Below are 24,465 nucleotides of genomic sequence, written 5' to 3' on the forward strand. Positions count from 1 at the left end.
GCGTTACTATAATCTCCGTAAACGATAATCTTCGTAAACGACAATCTTCGTGAGTGACAACCACCGTAAATCGCCGATTATTTTATGACTGACGGCAAAGGAAATGATTGATTACACGAATTTTAATATGCTTTGTAACAATTTTGCCTAGAATGTATACCAGAAACGACTGTCAGTAATTCGTGTGTTTCTGAACAATAGCAGCGTCGGCGCTATTACGCCTTTGGAGAAAGAGAATGCAAGAAAACTATAAAATTCTGGTTGTAGATGACGACATGCGGTTGCGTGCGCTATTAGAGCGTTATCTGACTGAGCAGGGTTTTCAGGTACGTAGCGTAGCCAATGCTGAACAGATGGACCGTTTGCTGACCCGTGAATCCTTTCACCTCATGGTGCTGGACCTGATGCTGCCGGGCGAAGATGGTTTGTCCATCTGCCGTCGTTTGCGTAGCCAGAGTAACCCGATGCCGATCATTATGGTGACGGCCAAAGGGGAAGAAGTCGATCGTATCGTCGGGCTGGAAATCGGCGCGGACGATTATATTCCTAAACCTTTCAACCCGCGCGAACTGCTGGCTCGCATCCGTGCGGTGCTGCGTCGTCAGGCGAACGAACTGCCAGGCGCACCGTCGCAGGAAGAAGCGATTATCGCGTTTGGTAAATTCAAGCTGAACCTGGGCACGCGCGAAATGTTCCGCGATGATGAACCGATGCCGTTGACCAGCGGCGAGTTTGCCGTGCTTAAGGCGCTGGTGAGCCACCCGCGTGAGCCGCTGTCTCGCGATAAGCTGATGAATCTGGCCCGTGGCCGTGAATACAGTGCGATGGAACGTTCTATCGACGTACAAATTTCTCGTCTGCGCCGCATGGTGGAAGAGGATCCGGCGCACCCGCGCTATATCCAGACCGTATGGGGTCTTGGCTACGTGTTTGTCCCGGACGGCAGTAAGGCATGATGCAATGGCGCTTTTCTCCGCGCAGCTCATTTGCACGGACGTTGTTACTGATTGTCACGTTGTTGTTTGTCAGTTTGGTCACCACCTATCTGGTGGTGCTCAACTTCGCTATTTTGCCGAGTTTGCAGCAGTTCAATAAGGTGCTGGCATACGAAGTGAGAATGCTGATGACGGACAGTCTGCAACTGGAAGATGGCTCCACGCTTGAGGTGCCGCCTGCGTTCCGGCGTGAGATTTACCGCGAATTGGGTATATCGCTGTACACCAATGCGGCGGCGGAGGAAAGCGGCCTGCGTTGGGCGCAACACTACAAGTTTCTGAGCGACCAGATGGCGCAACAGCTGGGCGGCCCGACGGATGTGCGGGTTGAAGTCAGCAAAAATACACCGGTGGTGTGGCTGAAAACCTGGCTGTCACCGGATATCTGGGTGCGCGTTCCCCTCACTGAAATTCATCAGGGCGATTTCTCGCCGCTCTTCCGCTATACGCTGGCGATAATGCTGCTGGTGATTGGCGGTGCGTGGTTATTTATTCGGGTGCAAAACCGACCGTTGGTTGAGCTGGAACATGCGGCTTTGCAGGTCGGTAAGGGCATTATTCCGCCGCCGCTGCGGGAGTACGGTGCCTCCGAAGTGCGTTCCGTGACCCGCGCCTTTAACCAGATGGCCTCCGGCGTGAAGCTGCTGGCCGATGACCGCACGCTGTTAATGGCGGGCGTCAGTCACGACCTGCGTACGCCGCTGACGCGTATTCGTCTGGCGACTGAAATGATGGGCAAGGAAGATGACTATCTGGCAGAGTCGATCAATAAGGACATTGAAGAGTGTAATGCGATTATTGAGCAGTTCCTCGACTACCTGCGCACCGGTCAGGAAATGCAGACGGAAGTGGCTGACCTGAACGCCATTATGGGTGAAGTGGTCGCATCGGAAAGCGGTTATGAACGCCAGATCGACAGCGAATTCGCGACTGGCGAGCTGCTGGTGCGCATCAGTTCGCTTTCGATAAAACGTGCGGCACTGAATCTGGTGGTGAATGCGGCGCGTTATGGTAATGGCTGGATAAAAGTCAGTACCGGGCGCGATCTACAGCGCGTCTGGTTTCAGGTCGAGGATGATGGAGAGGGTATTGCGCCCGATCAATTGAAGCACTTGTTCCAGCCGTTCGTCCGTGGCGACAGTGCGCGAACCACCAGCGGTACCGGGCTAGGGCTGGCGATTGTGCAGCGTATTATTGATGCGCACAATGGCGTGCTGGACGTTGGCAGCAGCGAACGCGGTGGGCTCTGTGTTCGCGCGTATCTGCCGCTGCTCTCGGAAGTTGCGGTAGCGGATAACGGTGCTGCAAAAGAGTCATAAGCCTAATGCCGATCGTTTAAGAACCGAGATACACGGAGCTACCACGGGGCGAGGTGTCCCTGTGGGAACCTCATCCCCGTGTTTCTCCTAAAATGAGGCTTAGGCTACCTGCGTTAGTCATAAGCCTCTTTTTAAGTCCTAAAATAGCAAAAGGCGCGGAATCCGCGCCTTTTCTCTTTGTGTTTCTCGTTAATGCTTAGCGCTTCGGCCCTGCTTTCACCAGCGCGGCACCTGCCGGTGCATCGGTGTATTTATCGAAGTTGGTGATAAAGCGCTGTGCCAGATCGTCCGCTTTTTCCTGCCACTGTTCGACGCTCGCGTAGGTATCACGCGGGTCGAGAATGTCAGGGTTAACGCCGGGCAGCGACGTTGGGATGGCCAAATCGAAGACCGGCAGCGTCTGCATTTCTGCATCATCAATGCTGCCGTTCAGAATGGCGTCAATAATCCCGCGCGTATCTTTAATGGAGATACGTTTACCGTTGCCGTTCCAGCCAGTGTTCACCAGATAAGCCTGTGCACCGGCCGCCTTCATGCGTTTTACCAGCACTTCAGCGTACTGCGTTGGGTGCAGCATCAGGAATGCTGCGCCGAAGCAGGCGGAGAAGGTCGGTGTCGGTTCCGTCACGCCGCGTTCGGTTCCCGCCAGTTTGGCGGTAAAGCCGGACAGGAAATGATACTGCGTTTGATCGGATGTCAGGCGAGAAACAGGAGGCAACACGCCGAATGCGTCAGCCGTCAGGAAGATCACTTTCGTCGCATGTCCGGCTTTGGAGACCGGTTTAACGATATTCTGAATGTGATAAATCGGATAAGAGACGCGGGTGTTCTCGGTTTTCGAACCGTCGTTGAAGTCCACTGTACCGTCTGCCAGTACCGTGACGTTCTCCAGCAGTGCATCACGTTTGATCGCACCGTAGATATCCGGCTCTGCCTCTTTGGATAGCTTGATGGTTTTGGCATAGCAGCCGCCTTCAAAGTTGAAGACGCCGTCGTCGTCCCAGCCGTGTTCGTCATCGCCAATCAACTGGCGTTTCGGATCGGTGGACAGCGTGGTTTTGCCCGTACCGGAAAGACCAAAGAAGACCGCGACATCGCCTTTTTCGCCGACGTTTGCCGAACAGTGCATAGAGGCGATGCCTTTCAGCGGCAGCAGGTAGTTCATGATGGAGAACATCCCTTTCTTCATTTCGCCGCCGTACCAGGTGCCGCCGATCAACTGGATGCGTTCTGTCAGATTGAACGCGACAAAGTTCTCGGAGTTCAGCCCTTGTTCCTGCCAGTTCGGGTTGGTGCATTTCGCGCCGTTCATTACGATGAAGTCTGGCTCAAAGCCCTCCAGTTCCTCATCGCTTGGGCGGATAAACATGTTTTTGACGAAATGCGCCTGCCACGCCACTTCCGTGACGAAACGTACGCTGAGGCGGCTGTCTGGATTCGCACCGCAGAAGGCATCGATGATGAACAGGCGCTTGCCGGAAAGCTGTGTGGTAACGAGCTGCTTCAGGTGCGTCCAGGTTTCCTGACTCAGTGGGTGGTTATCGTTCTTACCTTTACCCTGATCGGACCACCACACGGTGTCGCGGGTTACATCATCGCGCACGATGTATTTGTCTTTCGGGGAACGGCCGGTAAAGATGCCAGTATCGACGGCTACCGCACCCAGTTGGGTTTCGATGCCGCGTTCATAGCCTTGTAGGGTAGGAGAGCGTTCTTCTTCAAAAAGCAGTTCATAGCTGGGATTGTAGACAATATCGCGGACATCGTGGATTCCATAAGCCGTCAGGGCTTGCGGGGTAATACCGTTGATCTGCATGTTGCTACTCCTCAAGTTATAGTCGTACTACTAAACATTGTAGGGAGTGAGCTTATTTTAACCGCGATAGCAATCATAAAATTAAATAAATTCATTAATAACTTTGCTTATTTAGGTGTTTGAAAAATAATCACGGCGGTTTATAGATGGGAAAATAAGCAAAATAAAACGGGTACTTTCGTACCCGTTAAAACAATTAATGCAACAGATTTCCTGATGAATCGTGCCGTATGGTGCGGATGTCCAGCGAATTAAACAGGTAGTGCGTACCGCAATAATCACAGTGCATATCGATTTCGCCATCTTGTTCGATCATCTCATTCACTTCCTGATCGGACAGCGTCATTAATGCATCGGCGCAACGATCGCGTGAGCAGTGGCAGCGGAATTCGACATCCTGCGGCTCGTACACGGTAACCTCTTCCTGATGGTAAAGGCGGTACAGGACTTCGGTGGCAGGCAGGGAAAACAGCTCTTCGCCTTTGACCGTTGTGGTGAGCTGCGCCAGATGATCGAAATCATCACGATCGGCATCCTGTGCAGGCAATACCTGAAGCAGCATGCCTGCGGCTGCCTGCTTGCCTTCGTGCTGTCCGGTACGGATAAACAGCCGCGTCGGCAACTGTTCGGACTGCTGGAAATAGCTTTCCAGACATTCAGCAACGGTTTCACCTTCTAAACCGACAACGCCCTGATAGCGCTCACCTTCCGTCGGCGTAATGGTAATCACCAGGTAGCCATTGCCGACCATCTCTTTCAGCGAACTCCCTGGCGCGATATCTCCTTGCAGGCGGGCAACGCCGCGCATTTGCTGCTGATGATTGCCGTTAATCACCGCCAGTTTCAGTGGGCCATCGCCCTGAAGCTGAACGGTAATATCGCCGCTGAATTTCAGCGTGGCCGTCAACAGGCTGGTGGCAACCAGCATTTCACCCAGCAGTGTTTGCACCGCAGACGGATAGTCGTGGTTGGTCAAAATACGTTGATACGTTTCGTTAACGGTTACCAGTTCGCCACGAACGGCATAATTTTCAAACAGATAACGATATAGTTGGTCGTGAGCCATGATGTTTTCTCGTCTTGGTACGGCGATGAGTGATGCGGCGATCGCTGAGTCTTCTTTCTATTGTCATCAGTTTGATGACCAACAAATGAAGGGCAGCGCGTTATTCCTGATCGCTGTATTTAAATTTAATCAGATCGCGACGCTCTTTTTTATCAGGGCGGCGATCGGGGTGTGGCATCGTTAGCGCATTCATTTTCCGCGCCTGCGCCAGCTTTTCTCGTTTCTCAATGCTTGCAGCCGTTTCCTGATACAGCGCCTGTGCTTCTGTCGCACTTCTGCGCTGGCCGCTAACGGCCAAAATAATCACGGTGCGTTCATCATTGCCCTGACGCAGTTTCACCTCGGCATTCAGTTCGACCTGTTTGCTCGGCTTACCGCGTTGCCCGTTATAGTGGACTTTGCCGCCGTCGATCATTTCGCGGGCGATAGCCCGGGTCTTATAGAAACGGGCGGCCCAGAGCCATTTATCCAGACGAACGGCGTCGTCGGCCTGCTCGGTAGCTTTCACCATCAATCCCCCTGATTACCCTGCGTTAACGGAGTGACGCAGAGCGGGTAGCAGCGCAAGATAGTCGTTCATTGACGGATGTTGTAGGAATACCTTTTCCTGCTCGCCGGAATCTGGATTACGCACGCCCAGACAGTAATGGATGCCGAAGGTTTTCGCGGCATCCAGAATCGGCTCGCTGTCATCCACGAATAATGTTCTGGCAGGGTCGAAGCCGGTTTGCTGCTGGACGGCCTGCCACAAGCGCTGATTCTCTTTCGGATACCCATAAGTATGGGTGGAAAGTAATAAATCAAGGTGCTGATCCAGTCCGGTATGTTCGATTTTTACCGCCAGACTGTGTGGATGGGCGTTGGTCAGCAGAATCGTCTCTTTACCGCACTCGCGCAGCGCCGTTAAAAATGGCGTGGTGTCATCGCGCAAGCGGGCACGCGTGCCGATATCCGTTGTCATTTGATAGATATCCAGATCGAGACGTTCTGACCAGTAATCGAAGCAATACCAGTTTAGCGTGTGCTGAACCGCCTGATACTCTTGCTTGATAAGTTGGTGTGCCTGTTCAAGGCTGATATGGCGCTTTTCACTGAGCGACTGCGGTACCAGTTGAAGCCAGAAATAGCTGTCAAACGCCAGATCGAGCAGCGTGCCATCCATATCCAGTATCACGGTGTCGATGTCGTGCCAGTTAACGTGGGGATTCATAACGACTCCAGATATCGCGCCGTGCTATAGGGAGGGTGAAGCAGGCGACGCGCAATGCAATTGTGACAATAGTGATGGGAAACCGATGCCGCTAGGTTAGCACAACCGCGGAACGGGCACGACGCCGTTAGCGGGGAAGCAAGGGGCGATTGTCCGGGAACGCATTCGTCATCATGTTGAATCGAGAAGCGTAATAACGCTGAATATCGGTCACGCGCTTCTGGCTTTTACGCATTTTAATGCCGGTAAGAACCGCATTAACGATAAACGTTGCAGAAAATAGCAGTAGCAGCAGGCAACTGCCGAGATAGCGCCAGACGGTAATGACGTCGGGCTCGCTGTGCAGGCTGATGTGCTGCGTCCCGTTGGCATCGGTGTTGAGCTGGGTGATAACGCCCGTGGCATTAAACGGCGTATGCAACAGCATCGCGGAAAGCCGCTGGAGTTCCTGCCACTGATCCGATGGACGATATTCATTGAGCGGCATCGGAGGGAGCGGGTGGTTCACGAACTGTCGTCCTTCGTCGCTGCGAATCAGGAATCCACCCGGCGGCGGGCTGTTCAGCGATTCTGCCGCGTTATTGATTTCCTGATAGAAGAATTGATCGGTAGAACTGTTGACCAAGGCTTCCAGCGTTTCTGCGCTGACGGCGGGCAGCACCACATTCATACCTTTCAGCGTGCCGGAGTTGGCGTCTTTTACCAGCGTATTCCAGTTTTTGACATCGCTCAGATTCACCAGCGCATTTTTCAGGCGGGAGCAATCGTTTTCCTGTTTACACAAATCTTGTGTTCTCAGAACAACATCAGCGAAGTTTTTCATCAGGATCAGCCCTGACTTCTGGATAGTTGATGCTAGCTGAGAGTTGACCTGACCCTCTTTTTCCGCTTGCGGATGGAGCTGGCTGTTGACTGATTTCAGCAAGGCGGAGGCTTTTTCAATCGTCTCGGATTCTGGTAACGGTAACGGCGCAGCTTGATTCCAGTAAATGGCGGAGCAGTCGAACGGGCTGAACGCGTAGGATGACGGCGCGGAAACGGGATGAATGCCTGCTGGTACATAGCACATGCCGCTGCCACGCACCGCCAGCGTATCGCCAATGCGGAGCTGAGCTTTTTCCAGATCGCTGACCTGCGTGACCTGAATGCGCTGCGCGCCCTGAAGCCAGGCCAGACTGAGCTTTAGCGGCAGTTCCAGTTGCACGTTTGTGACCAGTAAAATCAGGCTGAGCAGTGAACCAACGGACAGCAGCAGATTCCTGCCCCAGCGCTGTAGCGGGAAATTTTTCACTTCGTCATGCAGCGAAAGATGTTCCCCCTGACGGATGACCTGTCGATTGAGGTAGATATCGACATCCGTTTTTCTGCCCAGATCTTGCGTGATGTAGGGTTGCCAGTGAGGCGGGTAAATCAGATCGATATTACCGAGCGAGATATTGCCGAGTGGCCCCTGATTGGATTCGCCAAACAGACCCAACCCCTGTGGCGTGCCGTGAAGGCAGTGTACATCCCGCAGCTCCTGAGCGGACGGCGAGCGGAAAAGCTGCCATAGGCTCCAGCCTGCTAATAAGGAGGCAGCACCGATCAGCCAGGGGAGTAGGGCGATAGGACTATTCAGGCTAATGAACAAGAGCAGAAAAGATACGCAGAGTACGGCTGTTTCCTTCAAACCTCGGGAGTGGTGCATGGCGTGTTCTTCACGTGTTTCCTTGCGGATCGTGACTAACTCGGCATGCTCACTGCCCTCCTGACGGATGGCGGCATTCGTGACAGGAATTTCGCTCGGTAGCGGAGCCAGGGGCCGATCGTCCAGACACTCTGTTAGCGAGTGCCCGTTCAGGGAAATGACCAGCGGGATTGATCGCGTCTTTATCAGTTCGACGGTATTGTTTTCGGTAATGAACTGTTCCCAACTGGGTGGCAGATGGATCTCTTGTGTATCAATGTAGTAGCGCCACTTATTCTGAGCATCGGTGCTCAGGCCGTAGCGTGTAATCGTATGGGTGACGGGGTAAACCCGATTACTTTGCAGGGAACGCGGCAGTTTTGGCTGCGCATTCGGGGTATCAAGCGGCGTGGTTTGCTGGCTGTTTTCCTGAGCCAGATAACGCTCAACGGCAATCCGTTCATCTTCAGTTAGCCGCCGGGGAAGCGATTGAGAAACGGGTAATGGCGGAGTGGATAAGAAACGACGACGCATACGGTAACCGACAACACCTCCGATCGCGATCAGACAGGCAAGCAATATGGCCAATAAGGTAAATATTGTGCTCATGTCATCTCCCTTCCAAAACGCGAGGCTCCCTGTTTTCGTCGGAGTTTAACAAAATTATACAATCGATGATAACCCGTATGGCATTGTTTTCTTAGATTAATAACGTAATTATGAATGGAATTAATCGCATAAGGTGATGATAGTAACAAGCAAAAAATGCCTATTGAATGAGGATATTCCTATTTTTTTAAAGTTATTGACTTTTAGCGGCGGTTTCTCATACAGGATGTATCCTGTATGTTGCTCACACGTAAATTCATCGCCACGATAGTTGCAGCGAAGGCGACTGTTAACGCACAATGTGAACAGAATCAAAAAAGAATATTTACGATCTCCGCTTATCCAACAGCATGCCATATTCAGGTTGCGTTAAACGCAGTCTCTCATGTGTGTTGGGCTAAGGTGCCGTTCTGGTCGTAACGCTCTGGGGGCATCAATGAGTCATAACCTGCAAAAACCTAAAATCCTCAAAGTAGAAACGGTAGCGCGTTCGCGCCTGTTCAATGTGGAATCCGTCGATCTTGAATTCAGCAACGGGGTTCGTCGGGTTTATGAACGGATGCGTTCAAGCGGTCGGCAGGCGGTGATGGTTGTCCCGGTCATTGATGATGAACTGTTGTTGATCCGTGAATACGCTGTCGGCATTGAGGAATACGAATTAGGGTTCCCCAAAGGGCTGATCGACCCCGGTGAAACGGTCTTTGAAGCGGCTAACCGCGAACTAATGGAAGAAGTCGGCTTTGGGGCGGAACAGCTGGAGTTGCTGGCGACATTAACGATGGCACCTTCCTATTTTTCCAGCCAGATGAATATTGTGGTGGCGCGCGGGCTGTATCCGCAAAGCCTGGAAGGCGATGAACCAGAGCCCATGCCGCAAGTCCGCTGGCCTGTGGATAACATGATGTCGCTGCTGCAAGAGCCGGATTTCCGTGAAGCGCGTAATGTCAGCGCGCTGTTTCTGGCTCACGACTGGTTACGTCGTACACCCCGCTAATTTCCTGTGACATAACGGAAAGCGCGCGTCTTTTCCGGTGATATCGGTCACACATCCTTTTTTCGCTCGTTGTCGTGACCGGTGCGGACGTCTATAACGTCTGCACAGGGCGTGACTGATGAATGAAGGCGAACCTGCCGTGGATAGCAAAACCTGCTATTCACGGCGGGTTTTTTTGTTTTTCAGCCCTGATAAATGTGTAAAACAACACCGACGAAGGGGGATATAAGATGAACATACCGAAGGGGATCATACGGGCGCCGTTGATGTTACTGGGATTGGTGAGCATGCTGCTCTTTCCTGCGCTGGGGCAGTCGGCGGAAACCATGCCGGATAAAACCATGCCGGATAAAACCCGAATATTGATTCTGACAGACATTGGTAATGAACCTGATGATTCGCAGTCTTTGGTTCGTTTCCTGCTCTACAGTAACGAATTCGATGTCGAAGGGATTGTGGCAACCACCTCAACCTGGCTGAGGGATAAGGTCAATCCAGAGATGATTATGCAGCGTCTTGATGCTTACGAGCAGGTGCTGCCTAACCTGCGTCAGCATGCGTCCGGCTACCCGTCAGCGGACGCATTGCGTCAGGTTGTCAGATCTGGCCGTGCCGGATTTGGCATGGACGTCGTGGGTGATAATAAAGCGACAGAGGCGTCCAGGTTGATTATTCAGGCGGTGGACAAACAGGACGCCCGCCCTCTGTGGATTACGGTATGGGGAGGCGCGGTAGATTTAGCGCAGGCTCTCCATGACGTACGTGCCAGTCGCACACCGGAGCAGGTAGCAGCATTTGTCAGTAAGATTCGTGTGTACGCGATCTCCGATCAGGATAATACCGGGGCCTGGATTCGCGCTAATTTCCCGACGCTGCGCTACATCACCAGTATCCATGCCTGGAATGATTATTTCCTCTCGACCTGGATTGGTATGTCCTCGTCGTTTGCTGAAGGTAGCGATATGAGTCAGGTGAATAACGAATGGTTGAGCAAGCATATCCGCAGCAAAGGCCCGCTCGGTGCGGCCTACCCTGCGATTGAATATACGATGGAAGGGGACACGCCCTCATTCCTCTACCTGATTCAAAACGGACTTAGCGATCCAGAACACACGGAGTACGGCAGTTGGGGAGGGCGCTATGCGGCTATCGTACCGGGCGATACCAGCGGGCTACGCGTCAGCACCTCCGATCAGGTCATGAGTCATAACGGTAAAATGTACCGTACCGCATCGGCCACGATCTGGCGCTGGCGTGATGCGTTCCAGAATGATTTTGCTGCCCGCATGGACTGGACGGTGACGAAGGACAGTCACAAGGCTAACCACAACCCCGACCTTGTGCTGAATGGTCAGAGCGGGCGTTCTATTGTAGCGATCGATGCGAAGGCCGGGGAAACCGTGACGCTGTCCGCTGACGGTTCTCACGATCGTGATGGCGACAAGGTGAATTATACCTGGTGGCAATATAAGGAGCCCACGGCGACTGCGATAGGCGTCCATTTTGCGCCAGAAGTGAAGTTGGCCAATACATCAGGCATGCAAACGCAGTTTGTTGCACCGGACGTGAAAACGCCGACACCTTTCCATATCATTTTGCAGGCGAAAGATGAGGGAACGCCGAATCTGTTCTCCTACCGTCGGGCGATTGTCACCGTGATGCCGAAGTGATGCGGTTTGAAAGACGGCATTGATCGCTGATAGCCCCGTCAGTAGGGTATTGTGCTGGCGTTTACAATAAAAATGGCCTTCCGTCAGGAAGGCCATCAATGAACGTGATGCCGGATATCAGAACAGCTCTTCGCTTTGTCCGTTATCCATCAGCGTGGTGCCGACTTCGTGCACTTCATATTCTTTCGGCTGTGTACCGTCAATAAAGTATTCGGAACGGCTGTTCCCGCCACCGTTGGACAACTTGCCGCTGCTGCGGTCAATGACGACGCTGACGACGCCGGGTGGTGGTGTTAGCGGCTGTTCCGGTACGCCATCGAGCGCGGATTTCATAAAGTCATCCCACGCCGGCTGTGCTGATTTCGCGCCGCCTTCATAACCGGAAATCTGATCTTTGATGACGCCAGATGCGCTGCTGGCCCCCAGATCGCGGCGGTGATCGTCGAAGCCGATCCAGACCGAGGTAACCAGATTCGGGCCATAGCCGGAGAACCAGGCGTCTTTGGAACTGTTCGTTGTACCGGTTTTACCGCCGATATCACGACGCTTCAAATCACGACCCGCACGCCAGCCCGTGCCCATCCAGCCTGGTTCACCAAAGACGTTGCTGTTCAGTGCGTCTTTAATCAGAAAAGCCAGTGGTGTGCTGATCACATGCGGGGCGTAAGGTTGTGCGGCGCTTTGCTGTGCGGCCTCTGGTGTGACAGGTTCCAGCTCTGGCTGTGGCAAACCTTTCGGCGGCGCTTCGTTTGATGTGGCGACATCCTCAACGTCAGTCGTCGCCAGCACCGGTGAGCGTGGTGTTTCACCGTAGACCAGCGGTAAGTTACAGGTATCGCAGACCACTTTCGGGGTAGCCGTAAAGACCGTACCGCCTGCTTCGCTCTCTATCTTGCTTATCAGGTAGGGATCGACCAGATAGCCGCCGTTTGCCATCACTGCATAGCCACGTACGACCTGTAGCGGAGTAAAGGAGGCGGCACCCAGCGCCAGTGATTCGGTATGGACGATATTCTGTTCAGGGAAACCGAAGCGTTGCAGATAATCCGCCGCATAGTCCACACCCATCGCACGCATGGCACGTACCATCACCACGTTTTTAGACTGACCCAGCCCCTGACGCAGACGGATCGGACCATCATAGGTTGCTGGTGAGTTTTTTGGCCGCCAGTCAGATCCGGCACCAGCATCCCAGCGGGTGATCGGCACGTCGTTCAGAATCGTTGCCAACGTTAAACCTTTGTCCATCGCTGCGGTGTACAGGAACGGTTTGATGTTGGAACCAATCTGACGCAGAGCCTGCGTCGCACGGTTGAATTTACTTTGGTTAAAGTCAAAACCGCCAACCAGCGCTTCTATTGCACCATCTTTCGGGTTGAGCGAGACGATGGCGGAGTTGACGTCCGGCACCTGTGCCAGCCACCAGTCATCATTCACTTTGCGTACCCAGATCTGCTGGCCGGCCTGCACCACGTCCGTTACGCGTTTTGGTGTTGGCCCTTGCTGCGTATCGGAACGGTATGGGCGAGCCCAGCGCATGCCCGCCATTGGCAGGGCAATATTGCTGCCGTCAGACAGGATCGCAATGGCGTTGTCTGCAGTCGTGCTGGTGACGATAGCCGGAGAGAGTGGGCCGTAGACCGGCAGCGCTTTCAGAGCGGTAATCATCTTCGCCTGATCCCAAACGCCTTCACCCACTTTCCACAGCACTTTGCTCGGGCCGCGGTAACCGTGGCGCATGTCATAGGCCATAACGTTATTACGCAGGGCATCTTGCGCGGCAGTCTGCAGTTTTTTGGTGACCGTCGTGTAGACCTTATAACCATCGTTATAAGCATCTTCGCCGTAGCGTTTAACCATCTCCTGACGCGCCATCTCCGCGACATACGGCGCGGAGAACGAAATCTCCGGTGCGTGATAATTCGCGACCAGCGTTTCGCTCCGCGCTGCGTCGTATTGCGTCTGCGTGATGTAGTTTTCATCCTTCATACGCGCAAGCACCACGTTACGGCGGGCAACGGCGCGGTCATAGGAATAGAGCGGGTTGAACGTTGACGGCGCTTTCGGCAGACCGGCGATCATCGCCATTTCGCTCAGCGTCAATTGGTCAACGGGGCGGCCAAAGTACACCTGTGCCGCCGCGCCAACGCCATAGGCGCGATAGCCGAGATAAATCTTGTTCAGATAGAGCTCAAGGATCTCATCCTTGGTCAGCAACTGCTCAATACGGATAGCCAGAAACACTTCCTTGATCTTACGAATCAGGGTGCGCTCCGGGCTCAGGAAGAAGTTCCTGGCGAGCTGCTGCGTAATGGTACTCGCCCCTTGAGAGGCGTGACCCGACGTCAACGCGATAGACGCTGCGCGGATAATCCCGACGGGATCGACACCGTGGTGATCGTAGAAGCGGCTATCTTCGGTCGCGATAAAGGCGTGTACCAACTCAGGAGGAATCTGGTCCAGCTTGAGCGGGATACGGCGTTTTTCACCAAACTGGGCGATCAGTTCGCCATCGGCGCTGTAGACCTGCATCGGCGTTTGCAGCCGGACGTCTTTCAGCGTGGCGACATTGGGCAGTTGGGGTTCGATATAGCGGTACAAACCGTATATCGAGGCAGCTCCCAGCAGAATGCAAGAGACTGCAAGGATGAATAGATACTTTACGAACTTCACCTGGGATTTTCCATTCAGTAGCGTTTGGACAGTTTATAAACAACCGGGCGCTAGTATAAAGGTAAGCCAGCACTGTGGATATGTTTATTGGATAAGGAAATCGGGTTGAACATGGCTTATCACATCTGGCGGGTTGGATTAGATATACAAAACGGCTTCATGCGCGCTCTGGCGGTTCAGCGTCGCCGCGATGGCTGGCAGCTTCGTCACTGGTGGCAATGTCCGCTACCAGACGATACGTTGCGCACGGGTAGTCTACACCATACTGAGGCGCTTTGTGAGGCCTTGCGCACATGGCGTCGTTTGCTGCCTGCACACATTTCGCTACGGGTAGGGTTTCCTGCTCAGTTGATTTTGCAGCAGCATCTACCGATGCCTGACCGGCGTTTACAGGAGCCAGGGCGCAGTCTCTATATTGAAACCATCGCGGCGCGTAAGCTGCCGGTTAGCAGCGAATCGCTGGCGATAGACTATCGGGAAGACCCGCAGGAGCAGGGTTCGCTGCTGGTGACGGCAGCACGCCGACAGGAAATCGATAACTGGCTGACATGCCTGAATAGCGCAGGGCTACGCCCTGATGTTCTTGATGTCTCAACGTGCGCGCTCCGAATGATGGCACAGCTGGCAGGGCTTGAATCTAACCGTCTATTGCTGCACCGCCTGTTGGATGCTTGGCTGTGGGTATCCCCGCTGAACCACGCTTTTCACTCAGGGGTTATACACCTTGATGAGCTGAACAGTGAAGCCGATATCTTATCGATTGTGAGCACTCGCTATCAGCATGACATCGACAATATCGCCTATTACTCTGGCGTTTCGCCCGATTTACCCCACCAGAAAGCCGATATATTGCAGCCGTGGTCGCCATTAACGGTGTTTAGCCACCTGCAACAACCGCTGCCGCGTTTTCCCCCTGCTTTTGCGATTGCAGGTGGGTTGGCATTGCGTCCTGAGGATGACTGACATGCTGCTGATTAACCTTTTGCCTTGGCGCAAAACCCGGATGCGCCAGCAGGCTCGTCGCTGGCTGGGGCTGCTGTGGTTACAGATAGGGATAACGCTCTGCCTGCTCGTCGCGAGTTACCTATTTGGGCTGCATCGGCAACAACAGGCGCAGGATGCACTCAATACGGTGTTGGCCCAGCAACAGCAACTGACGGCGTTATATCAACAAACACATCAGGCGCGGGAAACGCTGCGCCGCTATCTGGAACAAGAACGGGCTCAGGCGGTTATTCTGCAGGACAATCATCGCAATCTCGGTTTGCTAGAACAGATTGCTGGCATCATGCCTGCGCGTCTGTGGTTGACGGAAATTGCCGATCGCGGATCGCATCTGCTGCTGTCAGGCGTGAGTGAAAGCTATCGCGATATCATTACGCTACAGCACGCATTATTGCGCCATGCTTCCGTCGAACGCGTACAACTGCTACATACGTCCCGAGAGCGTGGGATGAACACCGGGCTGCGCTTTTCCTTTCAGGCTAACTGGCGTGATGTGAGCACTTCCTCACATGGGGAAGGCCATGATTAATCAAACGATCATGATTGACGCCGTATTGAGCCGGCCGAGATTGATTAATAAACCACTCTGGCAACAGGTAGCTCTGCAATTGGCATGTATCACCGCTGCCGGACTGCTGGCTGGTTGGTCGCTGATAGGCGAAGTCCGGCAGACGGTGACTGGCATAGAAGAGCAAATGATTCAGGCGCGTTTGGATATACAAGCACTCCAGCAGAAGCTAGACGTGATGCTGCCACTGTCGGCGCTACGCGAGCAATTAGCGGAGAAAACCGCGCAAGACACTCTCTTTCAGCCCGACCGATTGGCACAGCTTATCGCCGAGCCTCTGTCGCTGGCTGGTGCTTCACTGCTGTCGTGGCAGCCCGCTCCGCGTCATGCTGAGGGGACTCATCATGAACGTTGGCAATTGGTGTTTAACGCAGATTACTCGGGGGTGTTGCAGGTGCTTCGTGAGCTGGCTGCGTTGCCTTATGTGCTGCGGATTGCGCAGTTGAGCATCAAGCCTGAAGCTGGTCTAACAGCGTCGCCGCCGGAAATACCCCGTCTTCAGGTTGAACTCACGCTGATTGGACCGGAGGTGACGCCATGAGCCATGCCTCGTTTCGTCTCACATTCATGCTGCTAGTCGTGGCACATAGCGTGCAGGCGGAAAATCCCGCAGCACGTATCGATCCGTTTCAGCCGTTGGTCACCACGCGTTGTTTGCCCTCAGAGAGGCAGCCAGCGTGGCAGCTAAAAGGTGTGATTGGTTCCGGTGAACACTGGGTCGGCTGGTTAGCGCAGCCAGAGACGGGTTGGGTCCGGCTGGTGGGTGGCGAGACGCTCTCCCCAGGGAATTGGGTGGTCAGTCAACTGGATAAATCAGGTGCCACACTTGTCCCGACGCTGCGTGAGACGGGGTGTGACGGCCTGCCGGATAGCCTGCTGCTGGCTTCGCCGTTTATCAATAAACCAGAAGAATAGGTGAAATCTGCCTGACGGAGTGTATTCGTTTTTAACCGATTTCTTTTGACAGCAGCGTATCTCGATAACAAGGAAAGTTATGAAAATTAGTATGTTATTTCAGGTGCTGGTATGGGGCGGGCTGCTTTTTCTTGCCGCGTCGTTTCAGGCTCGTGCGGAAAATTCGGTATCAATGGCGTTTGAGGATTCGCCGATACCGCGGGTACTTCAGGCGTTAGCCGATCACCAGCAGCTTAATGTTGTGATCGCGCCGGGCGTGACGGGGAATCTGAGCGTAAGGTTGGCAGAGGTACCGTGGCAGCAGGCGCTGGATATTGTTCTGCGCATGGGTAAGCTTAGTGCGGAACGCAACGGTAATGTGCTGTTGGTTTTCCCTGCCGGGCATCTTGAATCCTTACAGAAGGAACGGGACGAACGTATGGCGGAACAGGAGCAGAAATTACCGCTGCACAATATCTCAGTCGCATTGCAGTATGCCGATGCGGCAGACGTGGCGGCCAGCGTTCAGGCTCAGCGTGGAACATTGCTCTCTGCACGCGGCAGCGTAACGGTGGATAAACGAACGAATACGTTATTGATTCGCGATACGGAAGACGCTTTGGCACAGCTCGAACCGTGGGTGAAGGAGCTCGATCTCCCTTTAGCGCAGGTGCAACTGGCCGCGCATATTGTCACCATCAGCAGTGAACACCTTCAGGAACTGGGCGTTAACTGGGGGCTGGGTGAAGGGAGTGCTGCGAATAATGCACTCAGGCTGAATAATTTTAATGTCGGCCTGCCAGTGGATACGCCAGCAATCAATGCGGGGTTCCATTTAGCACGACTGAATGGTCGCCTGCTGGATCTGGAACTCATGGCGTTGGAGCAGGAAAGTCAGGTCGAAATTATTGCCAGCCCCCGGCTGTTTACCGCACACCAGCAGACCGCCAGTATTAAACAAGGTACGGAAATTCCATATCAGGTCTCCAGCGGCGCCAGCGGATCGACGTCTATTGAATTTAAAGAAGCGGTGCTCGGAATGGAGGTCACGCCGGATATTTTGCGTGCCGGACGGATTACGCTGAATCTGAAAATCAGTCAAAACATGCCGGGGCAGACGATTAAGCAGGGCGATAATGGCGAAGCCTTAGCGATCGATAAACAGGAGATCCAAACTCAGGTGACGGTCGCTGATGGAGAAACTATCGTATTAGGCGGTATTTTCCAGCAACAGAAAAAGAACAGCGACAGACAGGTACCCATATTGGGTGAGGTTCCCGTATTTGGTCACCTGTTCAGAAACCATACTCAACAGCACACGCGACGAGAATTGGTCATTTTCATTACGCCGACGCTGATACCCGCCTCATCGTGAGTAAACCCAGTCGCACACTGATGCCATACGGTTATTTTTTTCCTGACAGAGCGCAATATTTTATCGCGTTCGCGCTTATGCGTTTGACGCTGCGGCGGATTTAGCTTACAAGGGTTAGCGAATTGAGCACTGAAGTGTTGTTCCACCGAAAATGTCGATAAAACATACTGCATTGACCCTCTGTGGTCGGTGTGACATTTTATTCGGTTGCCAAACTACCCTGAGTCTTGAGATAATTTTTTGTCTGATTCTCGCACTATCGCTCATGAGGTTTCAGTTTAGGTCCCGCCGCTGGGTTGATTGGCGGGGCGGGTTATCATTAACGAATTGTCTTAGTAATACCAAAAAACATGGCAGAGAAACGCAATATCTTTCTGGTTGGGCCTATGGGTGCCGGCAAAAGCACTATTGGCCGTCAGTTAGCTCAGCAACTCAATATGGAGTTTTTCGACTCCGATCAAGAAATTGAGCGACGCACTGGGGCTGATGTGGGCTGGGTATTCGATGTGGAAGGCGAAGAAGGCTTCCGCGATCGTGAAGAGAAAGTCATTAATGAATTGACGGAAAAACAAGGCATCGTACTGGCGACAGGCGGTGGTTCAGTCAAGTCACGTGAGACGCGTAACCGTCTTTCCGCGCGCGGCGTTGTCGTTTATTTGGAAACGACGATCGAGAAACAGCTGGCCCGCACGCAGCGTGATAAGAAGCGTCCGTTACTTCAGGTTGAAACCCCTCCACGTGAAGTATTGGAAGCGCTGGCGAAAGAGCGGAACCCGCTTTATGAAGAAATCGCTGACGTTACCATTCGGACTGACGAGCAAAGTGCCAAGGTCGTTGCTAACCAGATTATCAATATGCTGGAAAGTAACTAAGAGCATACCTTTATCCGCATTGAGCGGATCCTGAACGGGTTGTTTAACGCGCATGGAAAGAATTACCGTAACACTTGGGGAACGTAGTTATCCCATTACGATAGCCGCCGGATTATTTGATGATTCGGCTTCTTTTATGCCGTTAAAAGCGGGGGAGCAGGCCATGCTGGTGACTAACCAGACCTTGGCCCCTCTGTACCTTGACCGCGTTCGTGGTGTGTTGGAAAACAGCGGCGTACATGTCGATCAGGTTATCTTACCTGATGGCGAGCAGTACAAATCGCTCACCGTATTGGATCAGGTTTTTAGCGCTCTGTTGGCGAAACCACATGGTCGTGATACGACGATTGTTGCCTTGGGTGGCGGTGTTATCGGCGATTTAGCCGGTTTTGCCGCGGCCAGTTATCAGCGTGGCGTCCGGTTTATTCAGGTGCCGACAACGCTGTTATCGCAGGTAGATTCCTCCGTCGGTGGTAAAACCGCCGTCAATCACCCGTTGGGTAAAAACATGATCGGGGCGTTCTACCAGCCCGTATCGGTTGTGATCGATCTGGATTGCCTGAAATCTTTACCGGCACGGGAATTGTCATCCGGGCTGGCGGAAGTCATCAAGTACGGCATTATTCTGGATCGCGATTTCTTTCTTTGGCTCGAAGAAAACATTGAAGCCGTGCGTGAGTTACAGCCTGACGCGCTGGCTTACTGCATTCGACGCTGCTGTGAAATTAAAGCGGCAGTGGTCGCGGCAGATGAACGCGAAAGTGGTATGCGTGCTCTGCTCAATTTGGGCCATACTTACGGTCATGCTATCGAAGCGGAAATGGGCTACGGCAACTGGCTTCATGGCGAAGCGGTTGCGGCAGGCATGGTGATGGCTGCACATACGGCACGTCGCCTTGGGCAGTTCTCTGCTGAGGATGTTGAACGAGTCAAATCTCTGCTGGTTCGTGCTGGCCTGCCAGTGAACGGCCCGACGCAAATGGCGCCCGAAGCCTATCTTCCTCATATGATGCGCGACAAGAAAGTACTGGCGGGTGAGTTACGTCTGGTGCTGCCAACGGCAATTGGCCAGTCAGAAGTCCGTGGCGGCGTAGCGCATGACATGGTGCTGGCCTCAATAGCTGATTGCCTGGCCTGATGCGATAACGCTATCGGGTTGTGAAAGACGATCGGTTATGAAAGATAAGTATTAACGACAGACACGCCCTGATGGGTTATGGTTAATAAAATACAATGCGTTACGATTCAATGATTCGCCCTGACGACGTCGCGGTGGATTCGAGCTTTTTAGTGGGGAGATGTTAAATGGATGAGTTCAAGCCGGAAGATGAGCTGAAGCCTGATACCAGTGACCGTCGACCTACTCGTCAGCAAAAAAGCAGCAACTTCGCGGTACCTAAAATCGCGCTTTCCAGACAGCACCTGATGATTGGTATTGGGATTGTCGTGCTGGTGTTGCTGATCGTTGGTATCGGTTCTGCTTTGCAGGCACCTTCTCAGCCACAAACGTCACAGACGCAGAATCAAGCGAGCGGCGAGAGAAATATTGATCTCTCTTCCTCGTCCTCCATGACACAGAACACACAGCCTTCCTCACAGGGTGAAAGCCCTGCGGCAGTGTCCGGTGAGGCCAGTCATGGTCAAGCGTCAGGGCAGGCGTCTTCTCAGATGCCGACATCGCCTCAGACATTGAGTGCTCCGCCGATTTCCGGTACGCCGACGGATGCGCAGGTTCAGCAGCCGGTAGCAGGCCAGCAGCGTATTGAGCTGCCGGGCAATATCACCGATGCGCTGTCGCAACAGCAAGGGCGCGTGAGCGAATTCTCTCAGGGTGCGACAGGAAACTCGACGCTGCCGACGGCGCCTGCGACAGTCGCGCCGACGGGGAAAACGCCAGCGGCCTCATCCGCTAAAAATACGCACAATACGGCGCCTGCGCACGCGAATAACACCAAGCCTGCTGTGAACAGCGCACCAAAAGCGCCAGTAGCCAGCAAGCCTGCGGCTAACGCCAAAGCGGCACCAGCGGCAGCCGGGCAAAATGTCTCCGTACAGAATGCGCCTGCTAGCCACTTTACTTTGCAACTGAGCAGCGCTTCACGTGCGGACACGCTGAAAGCCTACGCGAAACAGAACAATCTCACCCATTCGTGGGTGTACGAAACGAAACGAGACGGAAAATCCTGGTATGTGTTAGTGACCGGAGTCTATGCTTCTTCTGCGGAAGCGAAACAGGCGATTGCCGCGTTGCCCGCAGAAGTTCAAGCGAAAAAACCATGGGTTAAGCCGATCCGCCAGGTGAAGCAGGACTTGAATAAGTAACACCAATTTTAGCCCTGATGTGCTGTCTGACACAGAGTACAATCCGCGGCTCTGAAACGTATGAGTAACTAACGACGGCATGAAGAAGAACCGCGCTTTTTTAAAATGGGCTGGTGGTAAATATCCGCTGGTAGAAGAGATTCGTCGCTATTTACCCGCAGGAGACTGTCTTATTGAGCCCTTTGTCGGCGCGGGTTCCGTATTTCTGAATACGGAATACGATCGCTACATATTGGCCGATATTAATAGTGACCTGATTAACCTGTACAATATCGTCAAATCGAATGCCGATGAGTTTGTTCTCGATGCCCGTAAACTGTTTACGGAAGAGGTGAACACGTCTGAGGCGTTTTATCTGCTGCGTGATGAATTTAACCTTTGCAGCGACGCCTACCGGCGCGCGCTGCTGTTTCTCTATCTGAATCGCCATTGCTATAACGGCCTGTGCCGCTACAACATGCGTGGTGAATTCAATGTTCCTTTCGGGCGCTATAAGAAGCCCTATTTTCCTGAAGAAGAGATTCGCTGGTTCGCCTTTAAGGCCCAGAATGCCACCTTCGTCTGTGAGCATTATCAGGACACGCTGGAAAAAGCAGAGAAGGGATCGGTTATTTATTGCGATCCGCCTTATGCGCCGCTGTCTGCGACCGCAAATTTTACGGCTTATCACACCAATAATTTCAGCCGTGCCGATCAGCAGAGCCTGGCGCAATTGGCGCGCCGTCTGTCGGTAGAAAGCAAGATCCCGGTACTGATTTCCAATCATGACACGTTGCTGACCCGTGAGTGGTATCAGGAAGCCGTGCTGTATGTTGTTAAAGCGCGTCGAACAATTAGCCGTAATATTTTAGGGCGTAGTAAAGTAAACGAGTTATTAGCCCTCTATCGGTGATACCGTTGTATACAGGGTGGGGTAAACAGAGCGCAGTGAATCGGCCAATGGCGTGAAAGGCGTCATTAGCCGCGAACAGGTTACCCGCAGGCATTCAGACTTTACCGTTTGGAGAAATGAATGAAACCGTTTTTAATCGCGCCGTCCATTTTGTCGGCTGATTTTGCCCGTCTTGGTGAAGATACCGCTAACGTATTGGCTGCCGGGGCTGATGTGGTCCATTTTGATGTTATGGATAACCACTATGTGCCAAATTTAACGATTGGCCCGCTGGTACTGAAATCCCTGCGCGATTACGGCATTACCGCGCCGATTGACGTTCACCTGATGGTGAAACCTGTCGATCGTATCATCCCTGATTTCGCCAACGCGGGAGCCAGTTTCATTACCTTTCATCCCGAAGCTACCGATCACCTCGATCGCTCATTACAGCTGATCAAAGATCACGGTTGCAAAGCCGGACTGGTGTTTAACCCTGCGACGCCGTTAAGCTATCTCGATTACGTCATGGATAAGCTGGATATCATTCTGCTGATGTCGGTCAACCCCGGATTTGGCGGCCAGTCCTTTATTCCCAGCACGTTGGATAAGCTGCGTCAGGTGCGTCGTCTGATCGACGACAGCGGTTACGACATTCGACTGGAAGTCGATGGCGGCGTTAAAGTAGAGAATATCGGCGCGATTGCTGAAGCAGGCGCGGATATGTTTGTGGCGGGATCGGCTATTTTTGGTCATCCAGATTACCGTGCCGTCATTGATAAAATGCGTAATGAAATTTCAAGGACGAAACATGACTGAATTAACCGCGATTCGCGGATTGGCTTTTGATTTAGACGGGACATTGATTCACAGCGCACCGGGTCTGGCGGCGGCAATCGATCAGGCGTTAGTGGCACAGTCGTTGCCTGCGGCGGGCGAAGCCCGTGTCGCAACCTGGATTGGTAACGGCGCGGACGTGATGGTGGAACGCGCGTTGCGCTGGGCTGGCGTTGAGCCAACGGCCGTACGCCAGCAGGAAACCCGTGAGCGGTTCGATAGCTATTATGCACAAACGGTGGATAGTGGCAGCACGCTGTTTCCGCAGGTAAAAGAGACGCTGGCGCAGTTGGCGCAGCAGGGCGTGCCGATGGCGGTGGTGACCAATAAACCCACGCCGTTCGTTGCCCCGTTATTGGCAGGCCTCGGGATTGGCGACTATTTTTCGCTGATCATCGGTGGCGATGACGTCATTGTGAAAAAGCCTCACCCTGCGCCACTCTATCTGGTGCTCGGTAAGCTGGGGCTGCGTGCCAGTGAACTGCTCTTCATTGGTGATTCACGCAACGATATTCAGGCGGCACAGGCTGCGGGCTGTCGCTGCGTTGGCATGACGTATGGTTATAACTACGGTGAAGCGATCGAGCTGAGTCAGCCAGATGTTGTTCTGGATCGTTTCGCCGATATTTTGCCTCTGATCGGGCATTCTTCTTCACACAATCAGGAACCCTTAGTATGAGCAAGCCCATTGTATTTAGCGGTGCGCAGCCGTCTGGTGAATTGACCATTGGTAACTACATGGGGGCGTTACGTCAGTGGGTCAACATGCAGGACGATTACGACTGCATCTATTGCATCGTGGATTTGCACGCCATCACGGTACGTCAGGATCCGCAGGCGCTGAGAAAAGCGACGCTGGATACGCTGGCGCTGTATCTGGCCTGTGGCATCGATCCGAAAAAGAGCACCATTTTTGTTCAGTCCCACGTGCCTGAGCACAGCCAACTGAGCTGGATACTGAACTGTTACGCCTATTTCGGCGAACTGAGCCGTATGACACAGTTCAAGGATAAATCCGCGCGTTATGAAGAGAACATCAACGCGGGTCTGTTCGATTATCCGGTACTGATGGCAGCAGACATCCTGCTGTACCAAACGAATCAGGTGCCGGTGGGCGAAGATCAGAAGCAGCATCTGGAACTGAGCCGTGACGTTGGTCAGCGCTTCAACAGCTTGTATGGCGATATTTTCAAAGTGCCTGAGCCGTTCATTCCAAAATCGGGCGCGCGTGTGATGTCGCTGCTGGAACCGACCAAGAAGATGTCCAAATCTGACGATAACCGCAATAACGTTATCGGTCTGTTGGAAGATCCGAAAGCGGTGGTGAAGAAGATCAAACGTGCGGTGACGGATTCCGACGAGCCGCCAGTCGTGCGCTATGACGTGGCGAATAAAGCCGGGGTATCGAACCTGTTGGATATTCTGTCTGGCGTGACGGGAAAAAGCATCCCTGAGCTGGAGCAGGAATTCAACGGCCAGATGTATGGTCACCTGAAAGGTGCGGTGGCGGATGCGGTATCCGGCATGCTGTCTGAGCTGCAAGAGCGTTATCATCGTTTCCGTAACGACGAGGCGTTCCTGCAACAGGTGATGCGTGAAGGCGCTGAAAAAGCGAGTGCTCGCGCACAGGAAACGCTGAAGAAAGTCTACGACGCTGTTGGTTTTGTTTCCCGCCCGTAAGTCTTAATCACCGTCAGGAGATG

22 protein-coding genes are annotated in these 24,465 nt (G+C 53.3%); 16 read left to right on the plus strand and 6 right to left on the minus strand.

Annotation, left to right across the window (positions count from 1 at the left end; translation table 11 throughout):
• Positions 1 to 236 precede the first annotated feature (236 nt).
• Both ompR and envZ read left to right on the plus strand, forming a co-directional pair.
• Positions 237 to 956: a two-component system response regulator OmpR gene (gene ompR, locus AB8809_RS01720; protein ID WP_005969424.1), complete on the plus strand. Its 720-nt coding sequence runs from the start codon at positions 237 to 239 to the stop codon at positions 954 to 956.
• A complete protein-coding gene (gene envZ / locus AB8809_RS01725; RefSeq protein WP_015841995.1) occupies positions 953 to 2,314 on the plus strand; it encodes a two-component system sensor histidine kinase EnvZ in 1,362 nt (453 codons plus the stop codon). Before ompR ends, envZ begins: the two co-directional genes overlap by 4 nt.
• Before the next feature lie 196 nt (positions 2,315 to 2,510).
• On the opposite strand, the gene pckA is transcribed toward envZ, so the two are convergent.
• From pckA to AB8809_RS01750, 5 genes are all read right to left on the minus strand, one after another.
• Positions 2,511 to 4,130 carry a phosphoenolpyruvate carboxykinase (ATP) gene (pckA, locus tag AB8809_RS01730; protein ID WP_349856626.1) on the minus strand — a complete coding sequence of 540 codons (1,620 nt, stop codon included), beginning with the start codon at positions 4,128 to 4,130 and terminating at the stop codon, positions 2,511 to 2,513.
• 196 nt (positions 4,131 to 4,326) lie between these two features.
• Complete coding sequence (hslO, locus tag AB8809_RS01735) at positions 4,327 to 5,196, minus strand: Hsp33 family molecular chaperone HslO (RefSeq protein WP_349856625.1); 870 nt, start codon at positions 5,194 to 5,196, stop codon at positions 4,327 to 4,329.
• A 100-nt stretch (positions 5,197 to 5,296) separates the two neighbouring features.
• Positions 5,297 to 5,707, minus strand: coding sequence for a ribosome-associated heat shock protein Hsp15 (gene hslR, locus AB8809_RS01740; protein ID WP_015841992.1), 411 nt, complete (start codon positions 5,705 to 5,707; stop codon positions 5,297 to 5,299).
• 12 nt (positions 5,708 to 5,719) lie between these two features.
• Positions 5,720 to 6,406, minus strand: a complete 687-nt coding sequence (gene yrfG / locus AB8809_RS01745) for a GMP/IMP nucleotidase (protein WP_194431213.1) — start codon at positions 6,404 to 6,406, stop codon at positions 5,720 to 5,722.
• 127 nt (positions 6,407 to 6,533) lie between these two features.
• Positions 6,534 to 8,681, minus strand: a complete 2,148-nt coding sequence (locus tag AB8809_RS01750; RefSeq protein ID WP_349856624.1) for an intracellular growth attenuator family protein — start codon at positions 8,679 to 8,681, stop codon at positions 6,534 to 6,536.
• 436 nt (positions 8,682 to 9,117) lie between these two features.
• On the opposite strand from AB8809_RS01750, the gene nudE reads away from it, so the two are divergent.
• Together nudE and AB8809_RS01760 are read left to right on the plus strand one after the other, a co-directional pair.
• Positions 9,118 to 9,675: an ADP compounds hydrolase NudE gene (nudE, locus tag AB8809_RS01755; RefSeq protein ID WP_015841988.1), complete on the plus strand. Its 558-nt coding sequence runs from the start codon at positions 9,118 to 9,120 to the stop codon at positions 9,673 to 9,675.
• A gap of 230 nt (positions 9,676 to 9,905) precedes the next feature.
• Complete coding sequence (locus AB8809_RS01760) at positions 9,906 to 11,345, plus strand: nucleoside hydrolase-like domain-containing protein (protein WP_349856623.1); 1,440 nt, start codon at positions 9,906 to 9,908, stop codon at positions 11,343 to 11,345.
• A 117-nt stretch (positions 11,346 to 11,462) separates the two neighbouring features.
• Here AB8809_RS01760 and mrcA read toward each other — a convergent pair whose 3' ends face one another.
• The gene (gene mrcA / locus AB8809_RS01765) at positions 11,463 to 14,018 is read right to left on the minus strand and encodes a peptidoglycan glycosyltransferase/peptidoglycan DD-transpeptidase MrcA (RefSeq protein WP_256554222.1); all 2,556 of its coding nucleotides are present in this window, start codon (positions 14,016 to 14,018) and stop codon (positions 11,463 to 11,465) included.
• Between the two features lie 111 nt (positions 14,019 to 14,129).
• On the opposite strand from mrcA, the gene pilM reads away from it, so the two are divergent.
• The 12 genes from pilM (at position 14,130) to trpS (ending at position 24,442) form a co-directional block, all read left to right on the plus strand.
• Complete coding sequence (pilM, locus tag AB8809_RS01770) at positions 14,130 to 14,981, plus strand: pilus assembly protein PilM (protein WP_349856622.1); 852 nt, start codon at positions 14,130 to 14,132, stop codon at positions 14,979 to 14,981.
• 1 nt (position 14,982) lies between these two features.
• On the plus strand, positions 14,983 to 15,552 hold the full coding sequence (locus AB8809_RS01775; RefSeq protein WP_349856621.1) for a PilN domain-containing protein: 570 nt from the start codon (positions 14,983 to 14,985) through the stop codon (positions 15,550 to 15,552).
• Entirely contained in the window at positions 15,545 to 16,132 is a 588-nt protein-coding gene (locus AB8809_RS01780; RefSeq protein WP_349856620.1) for a hypothetical protein, read from the plus strand. Before AB8809_RS01775 ends, AB8809_RS01780 begins: the two co-directional genes overlap by 8 nt.
• Positions 16,129 to 16,506 (plus strand): HofP DNA utilization family protein, encoded by a 378-nt coding sequence (locus AB8809_RS01785; RefSeq protein WP_349856619.1) that lies wholly within the window; start codon positions 16,129 to 16,131, stop codon positions 16,504 to 16,506. The genes AB8809_RS01780 and AB8809_RS01785 overlap by 4 nt, the downstream gene beginning before the upstream one ends.
• A gap of 79 nt (positions 16,507 to 16,585) precedes the next feature.
• Positions 16,586 to 17,860 carry a DNA uptake porin HofQ gene (hofQ, locus tag AB8809_RS01790; RefSeq protein ID WP_369986992.1) on the plus strand — a complete coding sequence of 425 codons (1,275 nt, stop codon included), beginning with the start codon at positions 16,586 to 16,588 and terminating at the stop codon, positions 17,858 to 17,860.
• Positions 17,861 to 18,210: 350 nt separating this feature from the next.
• Entirely contained in the window at positions 18,211 to 18,732 is a 522-nt protein-coding gene (gene aroK, locus AB8809_RS01795; RefSeq protein WP_005969451.1) for a shikimate kinase AroK, read from the plus strand.
• 52 nt (positions 18,733 to 18,784) lie between these two features.
• A complete protein-coding gene (aroB, locus tag AB8809_RS01800) occupies positions 18,785 to 19,870 on the plus strand; it encodes a 3-dehydroquinate synthase (protein ID WP_015841981.1) in 1,086 nt (361 codons plus the stop codon).
• A 167-nt stretch (positions 19,871 to 20,037) separates the two neighbouring features.
• Complete coding sequence (locus tag AB8809_RS01805) at positions 20,038 to 21,054, plus strand: SPOR domain-containing protein (RefSeq protein ID WP_180779254.1); 1,017 nt, start codon at positions 20,038 to 20,040, stop codon at positions 21,052 to 21,054.
• Positions 21,055 to 21,133: 79 nt separating this feature from the next.
• Positions 21,134 to 21,946: an adenine-specific DNA-methyltransferase gene (dam, locus tag AB8809_RS01810; RefSeq protein ID WP_180779247.1), complete on the plus strand. Its 813-nt coding sequence runs from the start codon at positions 21,134 to 21,136 to the stop codon at positions 21,944 to 21,946.
• Between the two features lie 120 nt (positions 21,947 to 22,066).
• Entirely contained in the window at positions 22,067 to 22,744 is a 678-nt protein-coding gene (gene rpe / locus AB8809_RS01815; protein WP_015841978.1) for a ribulose-phosphate 3-epimerase, read from the plus strand.
• Positions 22,737 to 23,441 carry a phosphoglycolate phosphatase gene (locus AB8809_RS01820; protein WP_225181859.1) on the plus strand — a complete coding sequence of 235 codons (705 nt, stop codon included), beginning with the start codon at positions 22,737 to 22,739 and terminating at the stop codon, positions 23,439 to 23,441. The genes rpe and AB8809_RS01820 overlap by 8 nt, the downstream gene beginning before the upstream one ends.
• Complete coding sequence (gene trpS, locus AB8809_RS01825; protein WP_015841976.1) at positions 23,438 to 24,442, plus strand: tryptophan--tRNA ligase; 1,005 nt, start codon at positions 23,438 to 23,440, stop codon at positions 24,440 to 24,442. Before AB8809_RS01820 ends, trpS begins: the two co-directional genes overlap by 4 nt.
• Positions 24,443 to 24,465: the final 23 nt, after the last annotated feature.

This window comes from Pectobacterium aroidearum, from assembly GCF_041228105.1.
GTDB classification, from domain to species: domain Bacteria; phylum Pseudomonadota; class Gammaproteobacteria; order Enterobacterales; family Enterobacteriaceae; genus Pectobacterium; species Pectobacterium aroidearum.

Excerpts from the sequence above, each read along its gene's own strand:
- ompR (WP_005969424.1), top strand. The coding sequence starts at position 237 with ATGCAAGAAAACTATAAAATTCTGGTTGTAGATGACGACATGCGGTTG.
- envZ (WP_015841995.1), top strand. The coding sequence starts at position 953 with ATGATGCAATGGCGCTTTTCTCCGCGCAGCTCATTTGCACGGACGTTG.
- pckA (WP_349856626.1), bottom strand. The coding sequence starts at position 4,130 with ATGCAGATCAACGGTATTACCCCGCAAGCCCTGACGGCTTATGGAATC.
- hslO (WP_349856625.1), bottom strand. The coding sequence starts at position 5,196 with ATGGCTCACGACCAACTATATCGTTATCTGTTTGAAAATTATGCCGTT.
- hslR (WP_015841992.1), bottom strand. The coding sequence starts at position 5,707 with ATGGTGAAAGCTACCGAGCAGGCCGACGACGCCGTTCGTCTGGATAAA.
- yrfG (WP_194431213.1), bottom strand. The coding sequence starts at position 6,406 with ATGAATCCCCACGTTAACTGGCACGACATCGACACCGTGATACTGGAT.
- AB8809_RS01750 (WP_349856624.1), bottom strand. The coding sequence starts at position 8,681 with ATGAGCACAATATTTACCTTATTGGCCATATTGCTTGCCTGTCTGATC.
- nudE (WP_015841988.1), top strand. The coding sequence starts at position 9,118 with ATGAGTCATAACCTGCAAAAACCTAAAATCCTCAAAGTAGAAACGGTA.
- AB8809_RS01760 (WP_349856623.1), top strand. The coding sequence starts at position 9,906 with ATGAACATACCGAAGGGGATCATACGGGCGCCGTTGATGTTACTGGGA.
- pilM (WP_349856622.1), top strand. The coding sequence starts at position 14,130 with ATGGCTTATCACATCTGGCGGGTTGGATTAGATATACAAAACGGCTTC.
- AB8809_RS01775 (WP_349856621.1), top strand. The coding sequence starts at position 14,983 with ATGCTGCTGATTAACCTTTTGCCTTGGCGCAAAACCCGGATGCGCCAG.
- AB8809_RS01780 (WP_349856620.1), top strand. The coding sequence starts at position 15,545 with ATGATTAATCAAACGATCATGATTGACGCCGTATTGAGCCGGCCGAGA.
- AB8809_RS01785 (WP_349856619.1), top strand. The coding sequence starts at position 16,129 with ATGAGCCATGCCTCGTTTCGTCTCACATTCATGCTGCTAGTCGTGGCA.
- hofQ (WP_369986992.1), top strand. The coding sequence starts at position 16,586 with ATGAAAATTAGTATGTTATTTCAGGTGCTGGTATGGGGCGGGCTGCTT.
- aroK (WP_005969451.1), top strand. The coding sequence starts at position 18,211 with ATGGCAGAGAAACGCAATATCTTTCTGGTTGGGCCTATGGGTGCCGGC.
- aroB (WP_015841981.1), top strand. The coding sequence starts at position 18,785 with ATGGAAAGAATTACCGTAACACTTGGGGAACGTAGTTATCCCATTACG.
- AB8809_RS01805 (WP_180779254.1), top strand. The coding sequence starts at position 20,038 with ATGGATGAGTTCAAGCCGGAAGATGAGCTGAAGCCTGATACCAGTGAC.
- dam (WP_180779247.1), top strand. The coding sequence starts at position 21,134 with ATGAAGAAGAACCGCGCTTTTTTAAAATGGGCTGGTGGTAAATATCCG.
- rpe (WP_015841978.1), top strand. The coding sequence starts at position 22,067 with ATGAAACCGTTTTTAATCGCGCCGTCCATTTTGTCGGCTGATTTTGCC.
- AB8809_RS01820 (WP_225181859.1), top strand. The coding sequence starts at position 22,737 with ATGACTGAATTAACCGCGATTCGCGGATTGGCTTTTGATTTAGACGGG.
- trpS (WP_015841976.1), top strand. The coding sequence starts at position 23,438 with ATGAGCAAGCCCATTGTATTTAGCGGTGCGCAGCCGTCTGGTGAATTG.